The sequence below is a fragment of the Actinocatenispora thailandica genome (assembly GCF_016865425.1).
In the GTDB taxonomy this organism is placed as follows: Bacteria; Actinomycetota; Actinomycetes; order Mycobacteriales; family Micromonosporaceae; genus Actinocatenispora; species Actinocatenispora thailandica.
The window spans coordinates 1,995,947-2,013,823 of sequence record NZ_AP023355.1 but is presented as its reverse complement, the minus strand read 5'-3'; the positions used below and the strand labels follow the sequence as shown (position 1 = coordinate 2,013,823).

At 74.3% G+C, this 17,877-nt stretch carries 17 protein-coding genes; 8 read left to right on the top strand and 9 right to left on the bottom strand.

Features of this window, described 5'->3' with window-relative positions; translation table 11 throughout:
- Nucleotides 1–313: 313 nt before the first annotated feature.
- Nucleotides 314–1,306 (bottom strand): MarR family transcriptional regulator, encoded by a 993-nt coding sequence (locus Athai_RS08870; protein ID WP_203961048.1) that lies wholly within the window; start codon nt 1,304–1,306, stop codon nt 314–316.
- 174 nt (nt 1,307–1,480) lie between these two features.
- Here Athai_RS08870 and pepE point away from each other — a divergent pair, with 174 nt between their 5' ends.
- Nucleotides 1,481–2,209, top strand: a complete 729-nt coding sequence (pepE, locus tag Athai_RS08865; protein ID WP_203961047.1) for a dipeptidase PepE — start codon at nt 1,481–1,483, stop codon at nt 2,207–2,209.
- An 84-nt stretch (nt 2,210–2,293) separates the two neighbouring features.
- On the opposite strand, the gene Athai_RS08860 is transcribed toward pepE, so the two are convergent.
- The 7 genes from Athai_RS08860 to Athai_RS08830 form a co-directional block, all read right to left on the bottom strand.
- A complete protein-coding gene (locus tag Athai_RS08860; RefSeq protein WP_203961046.1) occupies nt 2,294–3,229 on the bottom strand; it encodes a DUF1177 domain-containing protein in 936 nt (311 codons plus the stop codon).
- Between the two features lie 44 nt (nt 3,230–3,273).
- Complete coding sequence (locus Athai_RS08855) at nt 3,274–3,918, bottom strand: aspartate/glutamate racemase family protein (RefSeq protein ID WP_203961045.1); 645 nt, start codon at nt 3,916–3,918, stop codon at nt 3,274–3,276.
- Nucleotides 3,919–4,009: 91 nt separating this feature from the next.
- A complete protein-coding gene (locus tag Athai_RS08850) occupies nt 4,010–4,687 on the bottom strand; it encodes an AroM family protein (protein ID WP_203961044.1) in 678 nt (225 codons plus the stop codon).
- A complete protein-coding gene (locus Athai_RS08845; RefSeq protein WP_203961043.1) occupies nt 4,684–5,955 on the bottom strand; it encodes an alpha/beta fold hydrolase in 1,272 nt (423 codons plus the stop codon). Before Athai_RS08845 ends, Athai_RS08850 begins: the two co-directional genes overlap by 4 nt.
- 1 nt (nt 5,956) lies before the next feature.
- Nucleotides 5,957–7,042, bottom strand: coding sequence for a 2,5-dihydroxypyridine 5,6-dioxygenase NicX family protein (locus Athai_RS08840; RefSeq protein WP_203961042.1), 1,086 nt, complete (start codon nt 7,040–7,042; stop codon nt 5,957–5,959).
- Nucleotides 7,039–8,718: an OPT/YSL family transporter gene (locus Athai_RS08835; RefSeq protein WP_203961041.1), complete on the bottom strand. Its 1,680-nt coding sequence runs from the start codon at nt 8,716–8,718 to the stop codon at nt 7,039–7,041. The genes Athai_RS08840 and Athai_RS08835 overlap by 4 nt, the downstream gene beginning before the upstream one ends.
- Before the next feature lie 100 nt (nt 8,719–8,818).
- Nucleotides 8,819–9,595 (bottom strand): IclR family transcriptional regulator, encoded by a 777-nt coding sequence (locus Athai_RS08830; protein WP_203961040.1) that lies wholly within the window; start codon nt 9,593–9,595, stop codon nt 8,819–8,821.
- A 231-nt stretch (nt 9,596–9,826) separates the two neighbouring features.
- Here Athai_RS08830 and Athai_RS08825 point away from each other — a divergent pair, with 231 nt between their 5' ends.
- The 5 genes from Athai_RS08825 (at nt 9,827) to Athai_RS08805 (ending at nt 14,389) form a co-directional block, all read left to right on the top strand.
- The gene (locus Athai_RS08825; RefSeq protein ID WP_239156818.1) at nt 9,827–10,351 is read left to right on the top strand and encodes a PadR family transcriptional regulator; all 525 of its coding nucleotides are present in this window, start codon (nt 9,827–9,829) and stop codon (nt 10,349–10,351) included.
- A complete protein-coding gene (locus tag Athai_RS08820; RefSeq protein ID WP_239156817.1) occupies nt 10,348–11,088 on the top strand; it encodes an ABC transporter ATP-binding protein in 741 nt (246 codons plus the stop codon). The genes Athai_RS08825 and Athai_RS08820 overlap by 4 nt, the downstream gene beginning before the upstream one ends.
- Before the next feature lie 5 nt (nt 11,089–11,093).
- Nucleotides 11,094–12,872 carry an FtsX-like permease family protein gene (locus Athai_RS08815; protein WP_203961039.1) on the top strand — a complete coding sequence of 593 codons (1,779 nt, stop codon included), beginning with the start codon at nt 11,094–11,096 and terminating at the stop codon, nt 12,870–12,872.
- Between the two features lie 132 nt (nt 12,873–13,004).
- Nucleotides 13,005–13,502 (top strand): GNAT family N-acetyltransferase, encoded by a 498-nt coding sequence (locus tag Athai_RS08810; RefSeq protein WP_239156816.1) that lies wholly within the window; start codon nt 13,005–13,007, stop codon nt 13,500–13,502.
- A 107-nt stretch (nt 13,503–13,609) separates the two neighbouring features.
- Nucleotides 13,610–14,389: an SDR family NAD(P)-dependent oxidoreductase gene (locus Athai_RS08805; RefSeq protein ID WP_203961038.1), complete on the top strand. Its 780-nt coding sequence runs from the start codon at nt 13,610–13,612 to the stop codon at nt 14,387–14,389.
- A gap of 22 nt (nt 14,390–14,411) precedes the next feature.
- Here the strand turns inward: Athai_RS08805 and Athai_RS08800 are convergent, their stop codons facing one another.
- Nucleotides 14,412–15,368 (bottom strand): GlxA family transcriptional regulator, encoded by a 957-nt coding sequence (locus tag Athai_RS08800; protein ID WP_203961037.1) that lies wholly within the window; start codon nt 15,366–15,368, stop codon nt 14,412–14,414.
- A gap of 95 nt (nt 15,369–15,463) precedes the next feature.
- Here Athai_RS08800 and Athai_RS08795 point away from each other — a divergent pair, with 95 nt between their 5' ends.
- Nucleotides 15,464–16,762: an MFS transporter gene (locus tag Athai_RS08795; RefSeq protein ID WP_203961036.1), complete on the top strand. Its 1,299-nt coding sequence runs from the start codon at nt 15,464–15,466 to the stop codon at nt 16,760–16,762.
- A 73-nt stretch (nt 16,763–16,835) separates the two neighbouring features.
- Nucleotides 16,836–17,771 carry a phosphotransferase gene (locus Athai_RS08790; RefSeq protein ID WP_203961035.1) on the top strand — a complete coding sequence of 312 codons (936 nt, stop codon included), beginning with the start codon at nt 16,836–16,838 and terminating at the stop codon, nt 17,769–17,771.
- The last annotated feature ends 106 nt before the right edge of the window (nt 17,772–17,877 follow it).

The window sequence follows — 17,877 nt, the reverse complement described above, 5'->3', positions numbered from 1 at the left end:
CGGGCGTGGCGCCCTGCCCGCAGCGGTTTCCGCTGGTACGACGGGGTTTCCGGCGCCCGCGATGGACCGTAACCGCGCGTCCCGCGGCCGGCAACGGCGTCGATCACCGCCTCGACGACGGTTCGGATGTTTCCGAATCCTCGCGCGGCCGCGGTCCGGACCATCGGTCAGCTCGTCGACACGGTGGGTGCCCGCCCGGCGGGTCGGCCGTGCCGGGCGCCGGCGCCCGCCGCCCGGCGGGCCGGGGTCGGTCGCGAATCTTCCGAACCGTCCGCCGGCGGCCCGGAGCCCGGCGACGGCCCGAGGCGCGCCGTCAGGGCGTGTTGAGCAGATCGCGCAGCCGCCGGCCCCGCGGGGTGAGGGTCACGTACACGTGCCGGCCGCGGCGTTCCCGGCTGACCAGCCCGGCGCCGGACAGGGCATCGACGATGCCGGTGACGGCGCTGCGCGAGCGGTAGGTGGCATCGGCCAGCTCGCTCATCGTCAGCGGTACCGACAGCCGTTGCAGAACCTCGGCCCGCGAGCCGCCGAGTGCCGCGGCGAGCAGCGAGTCGGCCGACTCCCCCGCGCCCGGCCACAGCGTCTCCAGGCCGGGCAGCCCGTACGCGATCCAGGACCGCTCCGGGTCGTCCAGGTCGTGTGCCATCACCCGGCGGCCGGACACCAGCGGGATCAGGGTGAGCGCCCGCCCCCGCACGTCCAGCCGGCCCGGCTGCACCGACGGCAGCCGCAGCACGCCGGCGGCGAAGCTGGCGCCCGGCAGTACGGTCGTGAGCAGGTCCGGCACGGTGCGCCGGACGAGCGTCTCACCGGCCCGGGCGATCTCGGTCGCGATCAGGTGCTCGGCCCGGCGCCACACCGGCCCGAGCACCGTCCACGCGGCGCGCAGCACGTCCACGTAGCGGCCGAGCCAGGTGCGCGGCGCGCGCAGCACCGGGTCCCACAGCGCCGGCGCGCCGTCCGGGAACGCCTGCCCGATGTCGGCCACGATGTCCTCGCCGCGCAGCGCGGACAGCGCCGCCATCGCCGCGTCGAAGCCGACGTCGCGGTCGACCCGGCGGTACGGCAGGGTCAGCAGGTCTGGGGTGCGCGCGCTGCCGGCGGTCAGCGGGTGCAGCGTCTCGGCCGCATGCTCGGGCATGGCGTGCCGCAACTCCCGCCGCCACTGCGGATGCACGTCCCGGTCCCAGCCGCCGACCGCGTCGTACAGTGCGGTCAGCGCGCTGAGCATCGGATGCAGCGCCACGCTGACCCGCAGCCCGTCCCAGCAGGCGCAGTGCACCTCGTCCGTCCCCCGCCGATCCATCGACCCGTCCCCGCGCTGGTGTCTCGCCCGCGCCCGGCAGAGCGCGCAAATCGGAAATCGAATTTCACTGTAGGTACGGACGCAAGCGCCACGGCCGGTCGACGGCGGGCGACCGGGTCGCGCGCACCCCCGCCCGGCACACCGCGGGCGACCGCGTCGCGTAAGAATGGCCGCATGGACCTGCTGCTGCTGTCGAACTCGCGCACCCACGGCCACGGCTACCTGGAGCACGTGCGCGACGAGATCACCGAGTTCCTGGCCGGCGCCACCGAACTGGCCTTCGTGCCGTACGCGCTGCGCGACCACGACGGCTACACGGCGACCGTCGCCGACGCGCTCCGGCCGCTCGGGGTGACGGTGACCGGGGTGCACACCGCGGCCGATCCGGGCGCGGCGATCGACGCGGCGCCGGCCGTTTTCGTCGGCGGCGGCAACTCGTTCCGGTTGCTGAAGACGTTGCAGCACACCGGGTTGGTCGAGGCGATCGGCAGCCGGGTGCGGTCCGGGGCGCTGCGCTACATGGGCGCCTCGGCGGGCACGAACATGGCCTGCCCGACGCTGCGTACCACCAACGACATGCCGATCACCGAGCCCGCCTCGTTCGCGGCGCTGGGGCTGGTGCCGTTCCAGATCAACCCGCACTACGTCGATCCGGACCCGTCGTCGACCCACATGGGCGAGACGCGCGAGCAGCGCATCACCGAGTTCCTGGAGGACAACGACGTGCCGGTGCTCGGCATCCGCGAGGGTGGCCTGCTCCGGGTCCGGGACCGATCCGCCCGGTTGGGCGGGGTGAAGGGCGCCCGGCTGTTCACCCGCGACGCCGAGCCGCGCGAGTTCGTGCCCGGCGACGACGTGTCGTTCCTGCTGTCCGGTACGCCCCGCTTCGACGCACCGGCCTGACCTCGGCGATCCCGCCTCGCGCGGGTCTGCTACCGGCCCGCCGCCCCGTGCCGGCCGGCGGGCCGGGGTCCTGGGCCGGCAGCCTCAGGCGTTGCCCTGGGTCTGCAGCGCGGTCATCGGGCCGTACCGGGTGACCAGGTGCTCGAACTCCGCCTGGTCGTGAAACCGCAGCGCGCCCCGGCCGAAGTCCTTGGCCACCTCGATGCAGAACCGCACTGCGGACTCCACGCTGGACAGCTGGGTGGCGCCGGTGGCCGACCCGGCGACCGGCGTCTCGGTGGTGATCGCGACACCGACCACCGGGGCCGCCGTCGAGGTGGTCGGCTGCAGGATCGAGTTCACGTGGTAGGCACCGTTGCCGTACGGCGTGATGTCCGCCATCGCCAGCGGCAGCACCGCCGGCAGCGAACCGGTGACCCGTTGCTGCACCGCCAGCAGATCCTCGGACACCCGCAGGATCCAGCCCTGCTTGACGGTCGGCGAGATCGCGAAGCCGTTGACGTTGACGATCCGGTTGCCCTTCGTGGTGTCCACCGACAGCACCGCGTCGGCGTCCGGGTCGACCTCGTGCTCGTTCATCGCGGCCAGGTCGACCGGGGAGTCCATGAACGGGACCGGATCGTGCGGCCGGGTCGGTGCGTCCGGGCAGATGTGCGTGGCGACCACCACATCGCCGTCGAGCACGTCGCCCCGGGCATGCATGGCCGACAGCTTCGCGGCGACCGACACCGCGGTCAGCGCGCCGTCGCCGTCGGAGACGAAGCCGATCTGTTCCGGCCGGGCGCCGAGCCCGCCGAGCCGGCCGATCACGCTCAGCGTCGGGGCGTCGCCGCCGGCCGCCGCGCCACGCCGGCCCGGGACGGTCAGCCGGACGAAGTCCGTACTGCCCTTGTCGCCGCGCACGGTGTGCACCGCCGGCTGCGGCGCGCCGCAGGCCACCAGGTACTCCGCCACCGCGGTTCCGGTGACGGCCGGGTCGTCGAGCAGCTCGTACGCGTCGATCACGTGCCGCCAACTCATGGGTCCCCCTTGCGTTCTGTCCTGTGTGGAGTGTCGGGTGTCGCTCAGCGCATCGCGTACGAGGCGAGCAGGCCGCCGGCCAGCACCGCGTCGACGGCCGGAACGCCGAGCCGGTCGCGGATCGGACCGGCCAGGCCGATCGTGGTCATGCCGGTACAGGCGAACAGGATCGCCTCGGCCCCGGCCGAGACCAGCTCCCGGCCGGCGTCGACCGCGCGGTCGACGGCGCCTGGTTCCAGCAGGTCGGTGGTCTGGTGCACGCCCGCGGGCCGCAGCGAGCCGACCAGCCGGTCCCCGAGCACGGCGGCCACCGGGGCCGGCGGCTCGGCGTTGAGCCCGAGCACCCCGATCCGCCCGCCGAGCCCGAGCGCGACCGCGGCGGCGGCCGAGCCGGCACCGATCACCGGTACCGGCAGGGCGGCGCGCGCCGCGACGAGCGCCGGGTCGGCGGCACAGCTGATCAGGATCGCCGTCGCGCCGCCGTCGACCAGCTCGGCCGCCAGGTCGAGGATCTTCGGCTCGGCCGCCCGTTCGGTGGCCGCGTCGTGGATCCCGTGCGGCTGGTCCGGAATGCACGCCGAGGTCGTCGCGAGCTGGTACCTGGCCTGGATCGCCGCGCCGTGCGCACCGACGAACGCCGGGTCGTCGCTGGTGACCACCCGGACGACGCCCAACAGTCCGTCACTCATCGTCGTCCCTCCTTCGCGAGGACGGCGCGGCATCCAGCCGCTCGCGCGGGTTCGCGCAGCACCGTTTCTCGTTCCCTTCCCCCGGCGCCGGTCAGGCGACCAGCTCGCCGGCGAGGCGGGCGACCACCGACCGGGCCAGCAGCACCGGTACGCCGGCGGCTTCGGTGGCGGCGGAGCGCATCGCGGCGGTGTAGCCCATGCAGTCGAGCACGATGCGGGTCGCACCGCCGGCAGCGAGCCGGGCCGCGGCGGCGGCGACCGCCGCGACCGCGCCGTCCGCGTACGGAGTCGCCGCCGCCACGGTGACCGCACCGACGACCGGTTCCCACTTGCGCCGGCTCATCGCTTCCTGTTCCGGCAGCGGGCACACGATGCCGACCGGTTCACCGGCGCACAGCGCGGCGACACCGCCGAGCAGCAGCGGCTCGGCGAACAGCAGCGGCCCGTCGTGCGCCAGCGGCGGGAACGTGCCGGTGCACACCACCAGGGTGGCGTGCACGGCGCGCCCCACCTCGGTCACCGCGTCCTGCACCGCGCCGACCGCGGCATCGTGGTCGAGCAGCACCGAGGTGCCGTCGGCGAGCCGGGTGGTCAGCACGTGCTCGGCGCCGGCCGCCGGCCCGAGCGCGGCGATCTGGGCACCGGACATCCCGTCCAGCGCACCGCGTTCGGTCACCGCCGAGGCGGGGAGGCCCAGCGCCGGCAGCATCTCCGGAACCATGTCGACCCGCGGCGACTGGCCGATGGTGACGAGACCGAGGGTGCTCACCGGTCCTCCGCCGCCATCCGCAGCAGGGTGTCCAGTACCGCCGGGGTCTCCCGCAGCCCGTCGTGCTGGTAGGCGTTGGTGATCCACGGGCGCACCGCGCCAACCAAGTCCACTGTGGACAGCGACAGTTCCCGGGGTACGTACATGTCGTCGTGGTAGACCGCCGCGTACACCGGTACCTCGTTGCGCCGCAGCCGATCCACGTCGTACAGGGCGGGCCAGTCGGCCTTCGCGGCGAGCAGCTCGGCCGCCGGGGCGAGCGGCACCAGCGCCGGATCCTCGGCGAAGTGGAACGGGTGGTAGGTCTCGCCGGTGAACAGGAACTCCGGGTTGTCCACCGCGAAGTTCTCGCGCCGCCGGTACTCGCGCTCGGCGGCCCAGTTCGACGCGGCGCCCTGGTTGTAGATCAGCTCCTGGAACACCGCGTACAGCGGGCGGGTGGCGAGGGAGACCTCCGCCTGCACGCCGGCGAGGAACGTGTCGGACAGTTCGCCGCCGACGAACGCCTCGTCCAGCAGGAAGTGCAGCGCGTCGAAGCTGCTTCGCTGGCCCAGCCCGACGCCGAGCCCCTGGAACCGGCGCGGGGAGAGCCGTTCCCCGGTGGGCAGCCGCACGTCGTGCTCGGCCAGGTGCCCGGCGATGCGGGCGGCGAGCGGCCGGTCGTCCGGGTACCGGGCGAAGTACGCGCCGTTGCGTTCGGCGGTCCGGTCGAAGGTCAGCCGGTACACGTCGGCCGCCGAGGCGGTCGGCGAGGACAGCCCGCCGGTGACGAACGCCCGGCGGATGCCCTCCGGGGCGTACGACAGGTAGGTCAGCGTGACGAACCCGCCGTAGCTCTGGCCGAGCGTGTCCCACTGCGCGTCACCACCCAGGTAGCGGCGCAGCAGCTCGGCGTCGGCCACGATCGAGTCGGCGCGGAAGTGGGTCAGGTAGCCGGCCTGTGCGGCGGTGTCCCCGCACTGCGGCAGCGTCTGCCGGTTGACCGGGGTGGACCGGCCGGTGCCGCGCTGGTCGAGCAGCACCACCCGGTAGTCGTCGAGGGCGCGGCCGACGAACCCGCCCCGGTTGGCCGGGCGGACCGCCTTGCCGCCCGGCCCGCCCTGCAGGTACAGCAGCCTGGGCAGCGCGCTGTCGGCCTTGGCGGCATCGACCAGCTCGCGGGCGAACAGCTGGATCGTCTCGCCGGCCGGGTTGGTGTGGTCCAGGGGCACGTCGATCACGTGATCGGTGTAGACCACGCCGTGCTGGCGGAAGGTTCCGACGATCATCTCAGTACCCCGCGATCCCGAGCCGGTGGCAGATCTCGACGAGGGTCGGATGCACGTACCGGCCGTCGATCTCGATGGCTTCGCCGTCCAGCTCGATGGTCGGGTTGAGCAGGCTGCCGTCGGTGTGCGCCGGCGCCACCCAGTGCTCGCCGCCGATCCAGGCCCCCTTGGTACCGATGCCCAGTTCCACGCAGCCGAACACCCGCTCGTCCTCGACGATGCGGCCGGTCGGTTTGGTGACGCCGGGGTTGAAGCCGAGCGACCAGTGCGCGATGCGGAACATGTTCTCACCGGTGGGCAGCGCGGCCTGGGCGTCCATCCAGCCGCGGAACGTGGTGGCGTCCGCACCGTCACCCTCGATCGAGGTCACCACGCCGTTCTCGACCGCCATCCGGATCGGCGCGCGCAGCAGGCCCAGCTCGTTCGGCGGCCAGCACGCGCCGTCGAAGACCAGGATCCCCTGTTGCGTCTCCTCCAGCGGATTCCAGGAGATCTGGCCGGCGAGCATCACCGTCTCCCCCGGCTTCTCGGCCGGCTTGCCGCGCAGGTTCACCGGCCGGCCGCCGTTGCGGGCCCGCAGGTCGGTGCCGGCCGGGGTGGTGACGTGTACCTCGTCGGCGGCGGACAGCAGCGCCACCAGCGCCCGGCCCAGCTCGGTCGTACCGGCGAAGTCGACCCGGCCGACGGTGTCCACCAGCATCTGGACGTCCATCCCGGTCAGGTTCGCGTACCGGGCGCCGGCGGCCATCGCGGCCCGGAACGCGTCCGAGTGCATGATGTAGCTCAGGGTGTACTCGATCCACACGTCGGCGTGCGCGATGGCCCCGGCGACCGGGGCCGGCGGTTCCATCGCCACGGTCGGCCGGGTGTCGTAGCGGATCACCGTCGGCGTGGCGCCGGCAGCGGCGGCGGCCTGCGCGGTCAGCTCCAGCACTCGCCCGTCGGTGGCGGTGTCGCCGGTGATGACCACGTTCTCACCCGGCTTGACGAGCATGATCTCCTCGACGAGCTTGCGGGCGCCCAGCGCCGCCTCAAACGAGAGGTACTCCGGGCGCGACTCGATGCGACTCGTTACTTCCATGCTCATCCCTTCACGATCCGGCTCACGTCGGTGACGGAGCTGCCGGCGATCAACCCGGCACCGAACAGGTTCAGTTCGGTCGCTGCCTTGTCCCTGCCGCGCACCCGGCCCCAGACGATCCGGAACACCAGCGCGCCGAGCACGAACCAGCACGCGTACGGGCTGAGGATCAGCAGTCCGGTGGCGAGCAGCACGCCCATCTGCCGGTTCGGTCCGCCGATCAGCTGGATCGCCGCGCCGGGGATCGCCCACAGCAGGATGTTGACCAGCATCGAGGTGTCGGTCAGGCCGTGGCTGACGGTGTCCGCGTAGACCTTCGCGACCGGCGGGATCTGGCCGGAGTCGAAGTAGGACTGCCAGACCAGCGCGACCACGATCAGCGCCACCGCGAACCCGACGAGGCCGGCGAGGTACTGCTGCTTGCGGCCGGCGCGCTCCACCAGCCGGTGCGGCACGCCGCCCTGCCGGACGATCCAGCCGGCCTTGAAGTCGTACCCCATGTCGGCGAAGGCCGGGCCGGTCGCCGCGACGTAGGCGACGAACAGCGCCAGCGGCACCGTCGGGAACCCGATGACCAGTCCCAGTACCAGGAAGATCAGCGTCACCGCGAACGCCGGGAACCAGCCGGAGTGCATCGCGGCGAGACCGACGATCAGCTCGTGCACCAGCGCGGCGAAACCGGCGAGCAGGCACCAGCCGATCAGCGCCGGTACCGAGAAGTGCCCGATCAGGCCGCCCAGCAGCGCGACGATCACCGCGCCGAGGGCGAACAGCAGGTACCCCTCGCCGAGCGCGCGGCGCAGCCCGCGGGAGTCGACGCTCGGCGGCTCGTCGGCCAGCCCCGGCGCGGCGGCCTCGGCCTCCGGCGACGCCGGCGCCGCGGCCCGCTCCGGTACCGGCTTGGCGCGCTCCCGGCGGAACAACAGCACCAGCGCCTGGACCAGGGCGACCAGTCCGGCGCCGACCATGAAGCCGTGCGGGATGTACATGGCGTTGAGGTCGACGCCGAACCACTCCTGCGCGTACTGCCGGAAGCCCAGGCCGACGCCGAACATGCCGAGCGCCCAGATGTTGCCGATCAGGGCGACCCCGGCGGCGGAGAACGGCAGCGCGGCACCGGCGATCTTCACGAACGAGCCGGCGAAGCCGACCAGTCCGGACAGCCCGAGCAGTGCCGCCTTCCGGCCGCCCTCGTCGCCGGCGATCATCGTCTCCGCGGCGGCGACCCCGGCCGGCCAGGTCGCCTTCGCCGGGTAGAGCTTGGAGTCGAACACCCGGAACAGCACCCAGGCGTCCACCGCGAGGCCGATCGCGGCGCCGGCAAGCATCGGCCAGACCAGGTCGCGGCGACCGATCAGGAACGGGACGGCGATCGGCACCAGCAGCGAGTTCGCCGCGGCGAACGTGGCGCCGGAGATCGCGCTCTGCACCAGGTTCTGCCGGTGGATCGAGCGCATCTTGCGCAGCTGGTTGATCGGGATCCGCCCGACCAGCATCGCCACCAGCGCGCCGATGACCGCGGTGTTGGCCGAGACGCCCAGCGTGGTGATCAGGTGCAGCCCGATGAAGGCACCGAGGACCGACAGCACGATGGTGAGGACCAGTACCACCGGCTCGACGGTGCGCGGATGCGACCTGGGCCCGTTCAGGACGGCGCCCTTCGGGATCGTCGGGTTGGTCATGACTCTCCTTTGGCGTGGCGTGTCGCCGCTTCGTGGCGCCGCCCTCTGGCGTGGCGTGTCGCCGCTTCGTGGCGCCGCCCTCTGGCGTGGCGTGTCGCCGCTACGTGGCGTCGCCGCCCAGCAGCCGGGTCAGTGCCGCTCCGGCGGCGCGCACCCGGTCGACGACGCGATCGACCTTTCCCGACATCCGGTCCTGCGGTCCGATGACGACCAGCGAGCCGACGACCTCGCCGGCGGCGAAGACCGGCGCCGCCACCGAGGTCACGTTCTGGTCGAACTCGCCGTGCGAGACCGCGATGCCTTCCGCGCGGATCCTGGCGTAGCGATCCGCCAGCTCGTCGAGCGAGGCGATGGTGTGCTCGTTGAACCGCTGCAGCGGTCCCTCGCCGAGCAACTGGTCGATCTGGTCCTTCGGGTAGAAGGCGAAGATCGCGTGACCGGCCGCGCCACCGTGGCCGGGGATGGTCTCCCCCACGGTGGCCGAGTAGCGGACCGGGCCGGTCGAGTCCACCGCGAGCACGCACCGGTAGTGCGCGCCGTGCGGCACGTTCAGCACGGAGCTCTCGCCGAACTCGTCGACCAGTTCGGCGAGCAGCGGCCGGGCGGCCGTCTCGAGGCCGCCGCCGCGTTCGGCGGTGCGGGCCAGCACGGCGATGGCCGGGCCGAGCCGGTACCGCCGGCTGTGCGGGTCGGCGAGCACGAAGCCGCGGCCGGCGAGCGTGGCCAGCAGCCGGTGCACGCCCGCCTTGTCCAGGCCGAGTTCGCGAGCGAGGTCGCTGACGCCCCACTCGGGTCGGCGCTGGAACGCGAGCAGCACCCGCAGCGCCCGATCGGCGGTCCGGGCCGGACCGCGGTCGCCGTCACCGGTTGCGTTCATGAACCCTCCGTTCGACGTGTTTCAATAGTTGAAACATTGTTCAATTATCTGACACGCTTGCGGGGAGTATTGCCCGGCCGGACGCACCCGGTCAAGCGTTTCCGCTGCTCGATCGAGCGCCGCGGCGATCCATCACCCAGCCGGTACCAGATCGGGTGAGGGCGCCGATCCATCCGGCTGATCTTGACGAGCGGACAGCTAACCGCTATCTATGAGAGCTAACCGTTAGGGGTGTCGGTGCAGGATGTGGTGTTGGCCCTGCTGGCCAAGGAACCCGCACACGGGTACCAGCTGCGCGCGCGACTGCGCGCGGCGCTGGGCCCGCTGGGTGCGGAGCTGAACGCCGGCCAGGTGTACGTCACGCTGGCGCGGCTGGAGAAGGCCGGGCTGGTGTCGGCCGAGCGGTCCGCCGGACCGGACCGGGACCGCAAGACGTACGCGCTGACCCCGGCCGGGCAGCACCGCGTCGCCGAGTGGGTCGGCGAGGTCAGCTGGCCCAAGCCGGACCTGGCGGAGTTCCATCTCAAGCTCGTCGCGGTGGCGGCCGGCCGGCTGGCCGACCCGATCGCGGTGATCGACGCGCAGCGCCGCGAGCTGCTGCGCCGGCTGCGGGACGCCCAGCGGGCGGCGCTGGCCGAACCGGACGACTCGATGGCCGCACTGCTGTTGGAGGGGATCGTGCTGCGGTTGCAGGCCGACCTGCGCTGGTTGGAGACGTGCGAGAAGACCTGGGTGCCGCGCCGGGGCGACGCGTGACCGGGTCGGGGTTCGCGATCCGGGCCCGCGCGCTGTGCAAGGAGCACGGCGAGGGGCAGACCCTGGTCCGCGCGGTCGACGAGATCGACCTGGACGTACCGGACGGCCAGACGCTCGCGGTGACCGGGCCCAGCGGCTGCGGCAAGTCCACCCTGCTGCACCTGCTCGGCGGTCTGGAACGACCCACCGGCGGCGCGCTGTGGCTCGCCGGCCGCCGGGTCGACGGGCTCGGCGAACGCGCCCTGGCCCGGCTGCGCCGCCGTACGGTCGGATTCGTGTTCCAGGCGTTCCACCTGGTCGAGGAGCTGTCCGCGGTGCAGAACGTGGAGCTGCCGGCGCTGCTGGCCGGCGACTCGCCGCGGGCCGCCCGGCGCCGCGCGGCCGAGCTGCTGGACCGGGTCGGCCTCGCCGCCCGGTCCCGGCACCTGCCGTCGGCGCTGTCCGGCGGCGAGCGCCAGCGGGTCGCCATCGCCCGCGCGCTCGTCAACGCCCCGCTGGTGGTACTGGCCGACGAGCCGACCGGGAACCTGGACAGCGCCGCCACCCGCGAGGTGCTGCGGCTGTTCGAGGAGCTTCGCCGGGGCGGCCAGACGCTGGTGATCGTCACCCACGACGACCGGATCGCGGCCACCGCCGACCGGTTGGTCTCGATGCGCGACGGCGCGTTCGTCGACGACGTCTGGTTGGCCGCCGCCGCGCCGACCGGGCTCGGCGGGCTGCTCGGGCTGGACGGCTGACGCGGATGGGGCGAGTCTTCCTGATCGGCCGGTTGATCCGGACCGACCTGCGGCGCTGGCCGGTGCCCGCGGTGCTGTTCGTGATCGTGGTCGGGGTCGCGGCGGGCACCCTGGCGGTGGGCATGGCGCTGGGCCGCACCACCGCGGCCGACTACGCCGCGACCCGGGCCGCCACCAACGGCCCGGACCTGATGATCCTCACCGCCGACCAGCTGCCCGCCGAGCGGGCGGCGTTGCGCTCGATCGCCCGCCGGGACGGCGTCACCGGGCACGTCGGGCCGTACCGGCTGCTGCGCGGCGCGACGCTGTCCGTGCACGGACGGCGGATGACGGCGACGGTGGAAGGTCGCGGTACGACGCCCAGCAGCGTGGACCGGCCCCGGGTCACCGCCGGGCACTGGCTGCGCCCGGGCGGCGCGGTGCTCGAACGGGGCTTCGCCAGCGCGCTGCACATCCGGGTCGGCGACCGGGTGCTGCTGGCCGGCCGGTCGTTCCCGGTCGTCGGCATCGCGGTCACCACCGCCACCGGCGTCTACCCGGGCGCCGGGCTCGACGTCGGGCCGAACGACTACGCCGGCCTGATCTGGCTCACCGACGCCGACCTCGGCCCGCTGACCACACCCGCGCTGCGCCCCGGGTACGCGATGGGGTTGACCCTGGCCGACCCGAACGTCAAGGCATTCCAGAACGCGATCAGGCCCGCGCTGCGGGCGAATCCGGACGTCCGGGTCAACACCCGGGGCGCGTTCACCACCGAGGACAGCAGCAACCGCGTCCTGGCCGACACCGAGGCGGTGCTGCAGATCGGCGGCTGGCTGATGGCCGTCGCCGGGCTGGCCGGGCTGGCCAGCCTCGCGACGCTGCGTTCCGACCAGCAGGTCCGCCGGGCCGGCCGGTTGAAGGCGGCCGGCGCGACACCCGGACTGATCGGGACGGTGCTGCTCGCCGAGTACGCCGTGCTCGCGCTCGCCGCGGCGGCGGCCGGGCTGCTGGCCGCCCGGCTCATCGTGCCGGCGATCGGCCACCCCAGCGACAGCCTGCTGCACGCGCCGGTGTCGATCGGCGCCGGCACCGCGGTACCGGTGTGCGCGCTGGCGCTGCTGGTCGCGCTGCTGACCTCGGCCGGGCCGGCGATCCGGGTGGCCCGCACCCCGACGGTCGCCGCGCTGGCCGGCGCCGGCGGTCGCGAGCTGACCCACCCGGCCGGGCTGACCGGCCTGGCCGGCGCGCTGCCGGTACCGCTGATGCTCGGGTTGCGGCTCGCCGCGCGGCGGCTGCGCCGGGCCGTGCTCACCGCCGCCGGAGTCGCCGCGGTGGCCGCGGTGATCGCCGGGCTGCTGTGCTGGCACGCGCAGCCGCAGTCCGGCTCGCTGACCGCCCGCACCGAGCACACGTACCACGCGATCGTCGCGATCACCGTCGCGCTGATCGCGCTGGCGGCGCTGGATGCGATCGTCATCGTCTGGTCGACCGCACTGGACGGGCGGCGCTCGCTCGCGGTGGCGCGCGCGTTCGGCGCCACCCCGGCCCAGGTCACCGCGGCCCTGGTGATCGCCCCGCTACCGGCGGCGGCGGCCGGTGCGGCGGTCGGAATGCCGATCGGGCTCGGCCTGTACTGGCTGGTGTCCAACGCCGGGGCCCGGATGGCTGCCACGCCACCGACCTGGTGGCTGCTGCTCGGCGCCGCCGGCATCGTGCTGGGTGTCGCCGTCCTCGGCGCGATCCCGGCCCGGCTGGACGCCCGCCGGCCGGTCGCCCCGGTCCTCGGCGCCGAGACCCACTGAGCAACCGGCGCAGGACCGACGAAGGTCCCGCGACCGAACCGGAGCAGCCCCGGCGGCCGGCGGCGGCACGGTTGGCATACTCGGGACCGGCCGGGGGCGAGCAACCCGGGAGCCGTGCGGAAGGGCGTCGTCGTGGCCGAGACCGAAACGGGTGCCGGGTCGGAACCGGGAACCGGACCGGGCTGGGCGCTGCGCGCCGCGGTCGACGACGATCTCGAACCGCTGGCCGAGCTGCGGGCCATCGTGATGCGCGCGGATCTGACCCGGCTCGGGCGGTACGACGAGCACCGGGTCCGGCAGCGGCTGCGCGACGGCTTCACCCCGCGGTACACGTCGGTGATCGTCTCCGCCGGCGAGGTGATCGGCTGCGTCACGGTACGGCCGGCCGACGACGGGCTGTGGTTGGAGCACTTCTACCTCGCCCCGCACCGGCAGGGCGGCGGCGTCGGCTCGGCCGTACTGCGTCGCCTCCTGGCCGACGCCGACGCCCGGCGCCGGCCGGTACGGCTGATCGTGCTGCGGGGCAGTGCCGCGCGCCGGCTGTACGAACGGCACGGGTTCGTGTTCGAGCGCGAGGATGCCGTCGACGTGTACCTGGTCCGCCCGGCCGCCGCCCCGGCACCGGCCTGAGTTCGGGCGACCCGCGAATCCGTCACTCCCGACGCGGGCCGTCGTGGCCGGCCGGGCCGCCGTGCCGGCACGCTCTGGAGTCGGTCGGCACTCTAGAGTCGGTCGGCATGAGTACGGGTGAGTACCTGGCCGGGCTGTTCTCGCTGGACGGGTTGGTGGCGGTGGTGACCGGCGGCAGTTCCGGGATCGGCCGGGGCATCACCGATGCGCTGGCCGGCGCCGGGGCGAGCGTGGTCGTGGTGGCGCGGACCCGTTCGGCGCTGGACAGCACGGTCGCGGAGCTGACCGCGGCCGGCCACCGCGCCGCCGCGGTCGACGCCGACCTGGCCACCCGGGACGGGGTGCGGTCCGCCGCCGAGCGGGCCGTCGCCCCCTTCGGCGAGCCGGACATCCTGGTGAACTGCGCCGGCATCAACCTGCGACCGCCGATGAGCGAGCTGACCGAGCAGGACTGGGACAGCACGATGGCCGTCAACCTGACCGCGCCGTACCTGCTCGGGCAGCGGTTCGGCCCGCGGATGGCCGACCGCGGCTTCGGCCGGATCATCCACGTCACCTCGCAGCAGGCGCATCGCGCGTTCGTGGACAGCGGCGCGTACGGGGTGTCGAAGGGCGGGCTGGAGTCGCTGGCGCGATCCCAGGCGGAGGCCTGGTCGCGGCACGGCGTCACCTGCAACGCGCTGGTACCGGGCTTCGTCCTGACCCCGTCGAACGCCCGGCTGCAAGGTGACCCGGAGCGGGTGGCCGCGCTCGCCGCCCGCACCATGGTCGGCCGCAACGGCCGGGCCGACGACTTCGCCGGTGCCGCGGTGTTTCTCGCCAGCCGCTCCGCCGGGTACGTCACCGGCCAGTCGGTCTTCGTCGACGGTGGCTTCTCGGTGCACTGAACCGGTTGCGCGGCAACGGGTTTCAGCGAGCGGCGCCGAACGCCTCGCGGTACCGGCCGGGGGTCGTGCCGGTGCGCCGGGCGAACTGCTCGCGCAGGGCGAGCGGGCTGGCGAAGCCGCACCGGTGTGCCACGGCGGTGATCGGCAGGTCGGTGTCCTCCAGCAGTTCCCGGGCCCGCCGGACCCGCTGTTCGAGCAGCCAGCGGGTCGGCGACTGGCCGGTCTCGGCGCGGAACCGGCGGGTCAGGGTGCGTGCCGACATTCGGGCCCGCTCCGCCATCGAGCCGAGCGAGTGCGGCTCGGCGAGGTGCTCGGTCAGGTACCGGCGCAGCTGCGCCAGGTCGTCGCCGGGCCGGCCGGGCACCGGGCGCTCGATGAACTGCGCCTGTCCGCCGTCCCGGTGCGGCGGCACCACCATCCGGCGCGCCGCGTGGTTGGCCGCGGCGCCACCCAGGTCGCGCCGGATCAGATGCAGGCACAGGTCGATCCCGGCGGCGAGCCCGGCCGAGGTGAGCACCCTCCCCTCGTCCACGTAGAGCACGTCCGGGTCGACCCGGACCGACGGGTACCGCTGGGCGAGCAGCGGCGCGTGCGCCCAGTGCGTCACCGCTCGCCGGCCGTCCAGCAGACCCGCGGCGGCCAGCGCGAACGCGCCGGTGCAGATCGAGGCGAACCGGCCGCCCCGCTGGTACGCCGCGCGCAGCGCCGCGCACGCCGCCGCCGGCACCGGCTCGGTCAGCCCGCCGAAACCGGGCACCAGCACGGTGTCGGCGCGGGCCACCTCGTCCAGCCCGTACCCGACCTCCAGCGGCACCCCGGTGCCGGTGCGCACCGGACCGGGCGCGAGCCCGCAGAGGCGCACCCGGTAGCCGTCCGCGCCGGTGCCGAAGTCGCGCAACGTCTCGCCGAGCACCTGCACCGGGATGGCCAGGTCGAACAGCACCACATCGGGCAACGCCAACACCGCGACCGATCGCATGGCTGGAATCCTACCTGAGATGTCTTTCCAGCCACTCCCCGTTCCGGCCGCCGGCCTGCCAGGCTGCCTCCGGGCCGATCGAGAAGGGACCACGCGTGACGCAGACCAGCACCACCGAGGCGGCCGGGCCGACCCGGTACCGGCGCAACCTGGCGATCCTGACCGTCGCGCAGGCGCTGTTCCTGTGCGGCACCAGCGTGGATCTCACCCTCACCGGACTCGTCGGGTACCGGTTGGCGCCGACGCCGACGCTCGCCACCCTGCCCGCGGCACTGATCACGGTGGCGACGCTGGCCGGCACCGGGCCCGCTGCGGCGCTGCTCGCCCGGTACGGCCGGCGGGTCGCGTTCCCGGCCGGTTCGATCACCGCGGCCGCCGGCGGGCTGGTCTCGGTCCTGGCGGTGAGCGTGGCGAGCTTCCCGCTGTTCTGCCTCGGTACCGCGCTGGTCGGTGGCTACCAGGCAGCGGCCGGGTACTACAGCTTCGCCGCCGCCGACGACGCGCCCGCCGGCCGACGCGGCCGGGCCGTCGGCACCGTACTGGTCGGCGGGGTGCTCGCCGCGGTCGTCGGACCGTTCCTCGCCACCACCGGCGTGCACGCCCTCCCGGTCCCGTTCGCCGGGGCGTACCTGCTGGTCACCGTGCTGGCGCTGGGTTCGGCCGGGCTGCTGCGGCTGCTCCGGGAGGCGCCCGTGACCGCACCGGCCGACGAGCCGGACGCCGCGCGGGCGCGACCGCTGCGGGTGATCGTGCGTACCCCGCGGTTCGTCGCCGGCGGCGTCGGTGGTGCGGTCGCCTACCTGGTGATGTCGCTGCTGATGACCGCCGCGCCGATCGCCGCGGTCGACGAGCACCACTCCGTCGCGCAGGGCGCCAGCGTGGTGCAGTGGCACCTGGTCGGGATGTTCCTGCCGGCGCTGGTCAGCGGGCACCTGGTGCAGCGGCTGCGACCGGTGCCGGTGCTCGTCGCCGGGATCGTACTGGCCGTGGCCGGCGCCGCCGTCGCCGCCAGCGGGACCGGCGTGATCACGTTCATGGTGGCGCTGATCCTGGTCGGGGTCGGCTGGAACCTGATGTTCGTCGCCGCCACCACGCTCGTTGCCGCCAGCTACCGGCCCAGCGAGCGGGTGCGCACCCAGACCGCGGCGCAGACCATGGCGCGGGTCGCTTCGGCGGCCGGCTCGCTGTCCGCGGGCGCGCTGCTTGCCACGATCGGCTGGGACCGGACCGCGTTGCTGACCCTGATCCCGCTCGCGGTCGCCGCCGGGTGCCTGGTCCCGGCGGTTCACCGCCGCCGCACCATCCCCACCGACGCCGCCCCCACCACGGCCACCGCCGGCGCCGCCGGTGCTGCCGGTGCTGCCGGCGCTGCCGGCGCTGCCGGCGAAGGCTGACCCGCCGCCGGCAACCGGCAGGTCCGGCCGAAATGCGGTTGGGTGGCGGTGGACGCCTCGCGATACTGCGGCCATGAAGGACAGGCCGGCCGGCGTGTCGGACGAGCAGCTCGCCGCCGCGGTGAGCGACGGGTGGGGAGTCGAGGTCCGGTCGGTGACCTACCGGCCGGTCGGGTTCGGCAGCTACCACTGGGAGCTGGACGCCGGCCGCCCGCTGTTCGCGACCGTCGACGTGTTCCACGACGACGCGGCCGCCGGGCTGCGCCGACTGGGCCGCGCGCTCGACACCGCGCTCGCGCTGCACCGTGACGCGGGCCTGGAGTTCGTCGTCGCGCCGCTCCCGGCCGGTACCGGCGCGTCCGTGCTGCCGCTCGGCGACCGGCACTCCGTGGCGGTGTTTCCGCTGGTCTCAGGCGAGGCGGGCCGGTTCGGCGCGCACCGCGAGCAGGACGCACCCCAGGTCCTGAACCTGCTGATCCGGCTGCACGCGGCCACCGTGGACGCGCCGCGCACCGAGCTCGCCCTCCCCGGCCGGGACCGCCTGGAGGACGCCCTGCGCACCCTCGACCGGGTATGGACCGGTGGCCCGTACGCCGAGCCGACGCGGGCGCTGCTGATCCGCCGCGCCGACCGGATTTGGTCGCTGCTGGCCGAGTTCGACCGGCTCGTCGAGCGGGTGCGCGGCGCCGCCGGCGGGTGGGTCGTCACGCACGGTGAACCGCATCCGGGCAACGTGCTGCGCGGACCGGACGGGCCGCGCCTGATCGACTGGGACACCGTGCGGCTCGCCCCGCCGGAACGCGACCTGTGGATGCTGGGCGGCGCCGGCCTGCACGCCGAGTACGCCCGCCGCACCGGCCGGTCGGTCTCGGCCGCCGCGCTGGAGCTGTACCGGCGGTGGTGGGCGCTGGCCGACATCGCCAGCTACGTCACCGAACTGCGCCGCCCGCACGACATCAGCGCGGACAGCACCGCGTCCTGGACCTACCTCAACCACCATCTCGGCTGACCGCGGCCACCATCGTGGCCGGCGCCGGCCGCGGTGGTTGGCCTCACACCGCGCCCCGGACCGCACCGCGCCGACCGGGCGGCTGGGACGATGACGGTCCGGAGGT

Excerpts from the sequence above, each read along its gene's own strand:
- Athai_RS08870 (WP_203961048.1), bottom strand. The coding sequence starts at position 1,306 with ATGGATCGGCGGGGGACGGACGAGGTGCACTGCGCCTGCTGGGACGGG.
- pepE (WP_203961047.1), top strand. The coding sequence starts at position 1,481 with ATGGACCTGCTGCTGCTGTCGAACTCGCGCACCCACGGCCACGGCTAC.
- Athai_RS08860 (WP_203961046.1), bottom strand. The coding sequence starts at position 3,229 with ATGAGTTGGCGGCACGTGATCGACGCGTACGAGCTGCTCGACGACCCG.
- Athai_RS08855 (WP_203961045.1), bottom strand. The coding sequence starts at position 3,918 with ATGAGTGACGGACTGTTGGGCGTCGTCCGGGTGGTCACCAGCGACGAC.
- Athai_RS08845 (WP_203961043.1), bottom strand. The coding sequence starts at position 5,955 with ATGATCGTCGGAACCTTCCGCCAGCACGGCGTGGTCTACACCGATCAC.
- Athai_RS08840 (WP_203961042.1), bottom strand. The coding sequence starts at position 7,042 with ATGAGCATGGAAGTAACGAGTCGCATCGAGTCGCGCCCGGAGTACCTC.
- Athai_RS08835 (WP_203961041.1), bottom strand. The coding sequence starts at position 8,718 with ATGACCAACCCGACGATCCCGAAGGGCGCCGTCCTGAACGGGCCCAGG.
- Athai_RS08830 (WP_203961040.1), bottom strand. The coding sequence starts at position 9,595 with ATGAACGCAACCGGTGACGGCGACCGCGGTCCGGCCCGGACCGCCGAT.
- Athai_RS08815 (WP_203961039.1), top strand. The coding sequence starts at position 11,094 with ATGGGGCGAGTCTTCCTGATCGGCCGGTTGATCCGGACCGACCTGCGG.
- Athai_RS08805 (WP_203961038.1), top strand. The coding sequence starts at position 13,610 with ATGAGTACGGGTGAGTACCTGGCCGGGCTGTTCTCGCTGGACGGGTTG.
- Athai_RS08800 (WP_203961037.1), bottom strand. The coding sequence starts at position 15,368 with ATGCGATCGGTCGCGGTGTTGGCGTTGCCCGATGTGGTGCTGTTCGAC.
- Athai_RS08790 (WP_203961035.1), top strand. The coding sequence starts at position 16,836 with ATGAAGGACAGGCCGGCCGGCGTGTCGGACGAGCAGCTCGCCGCCGCG.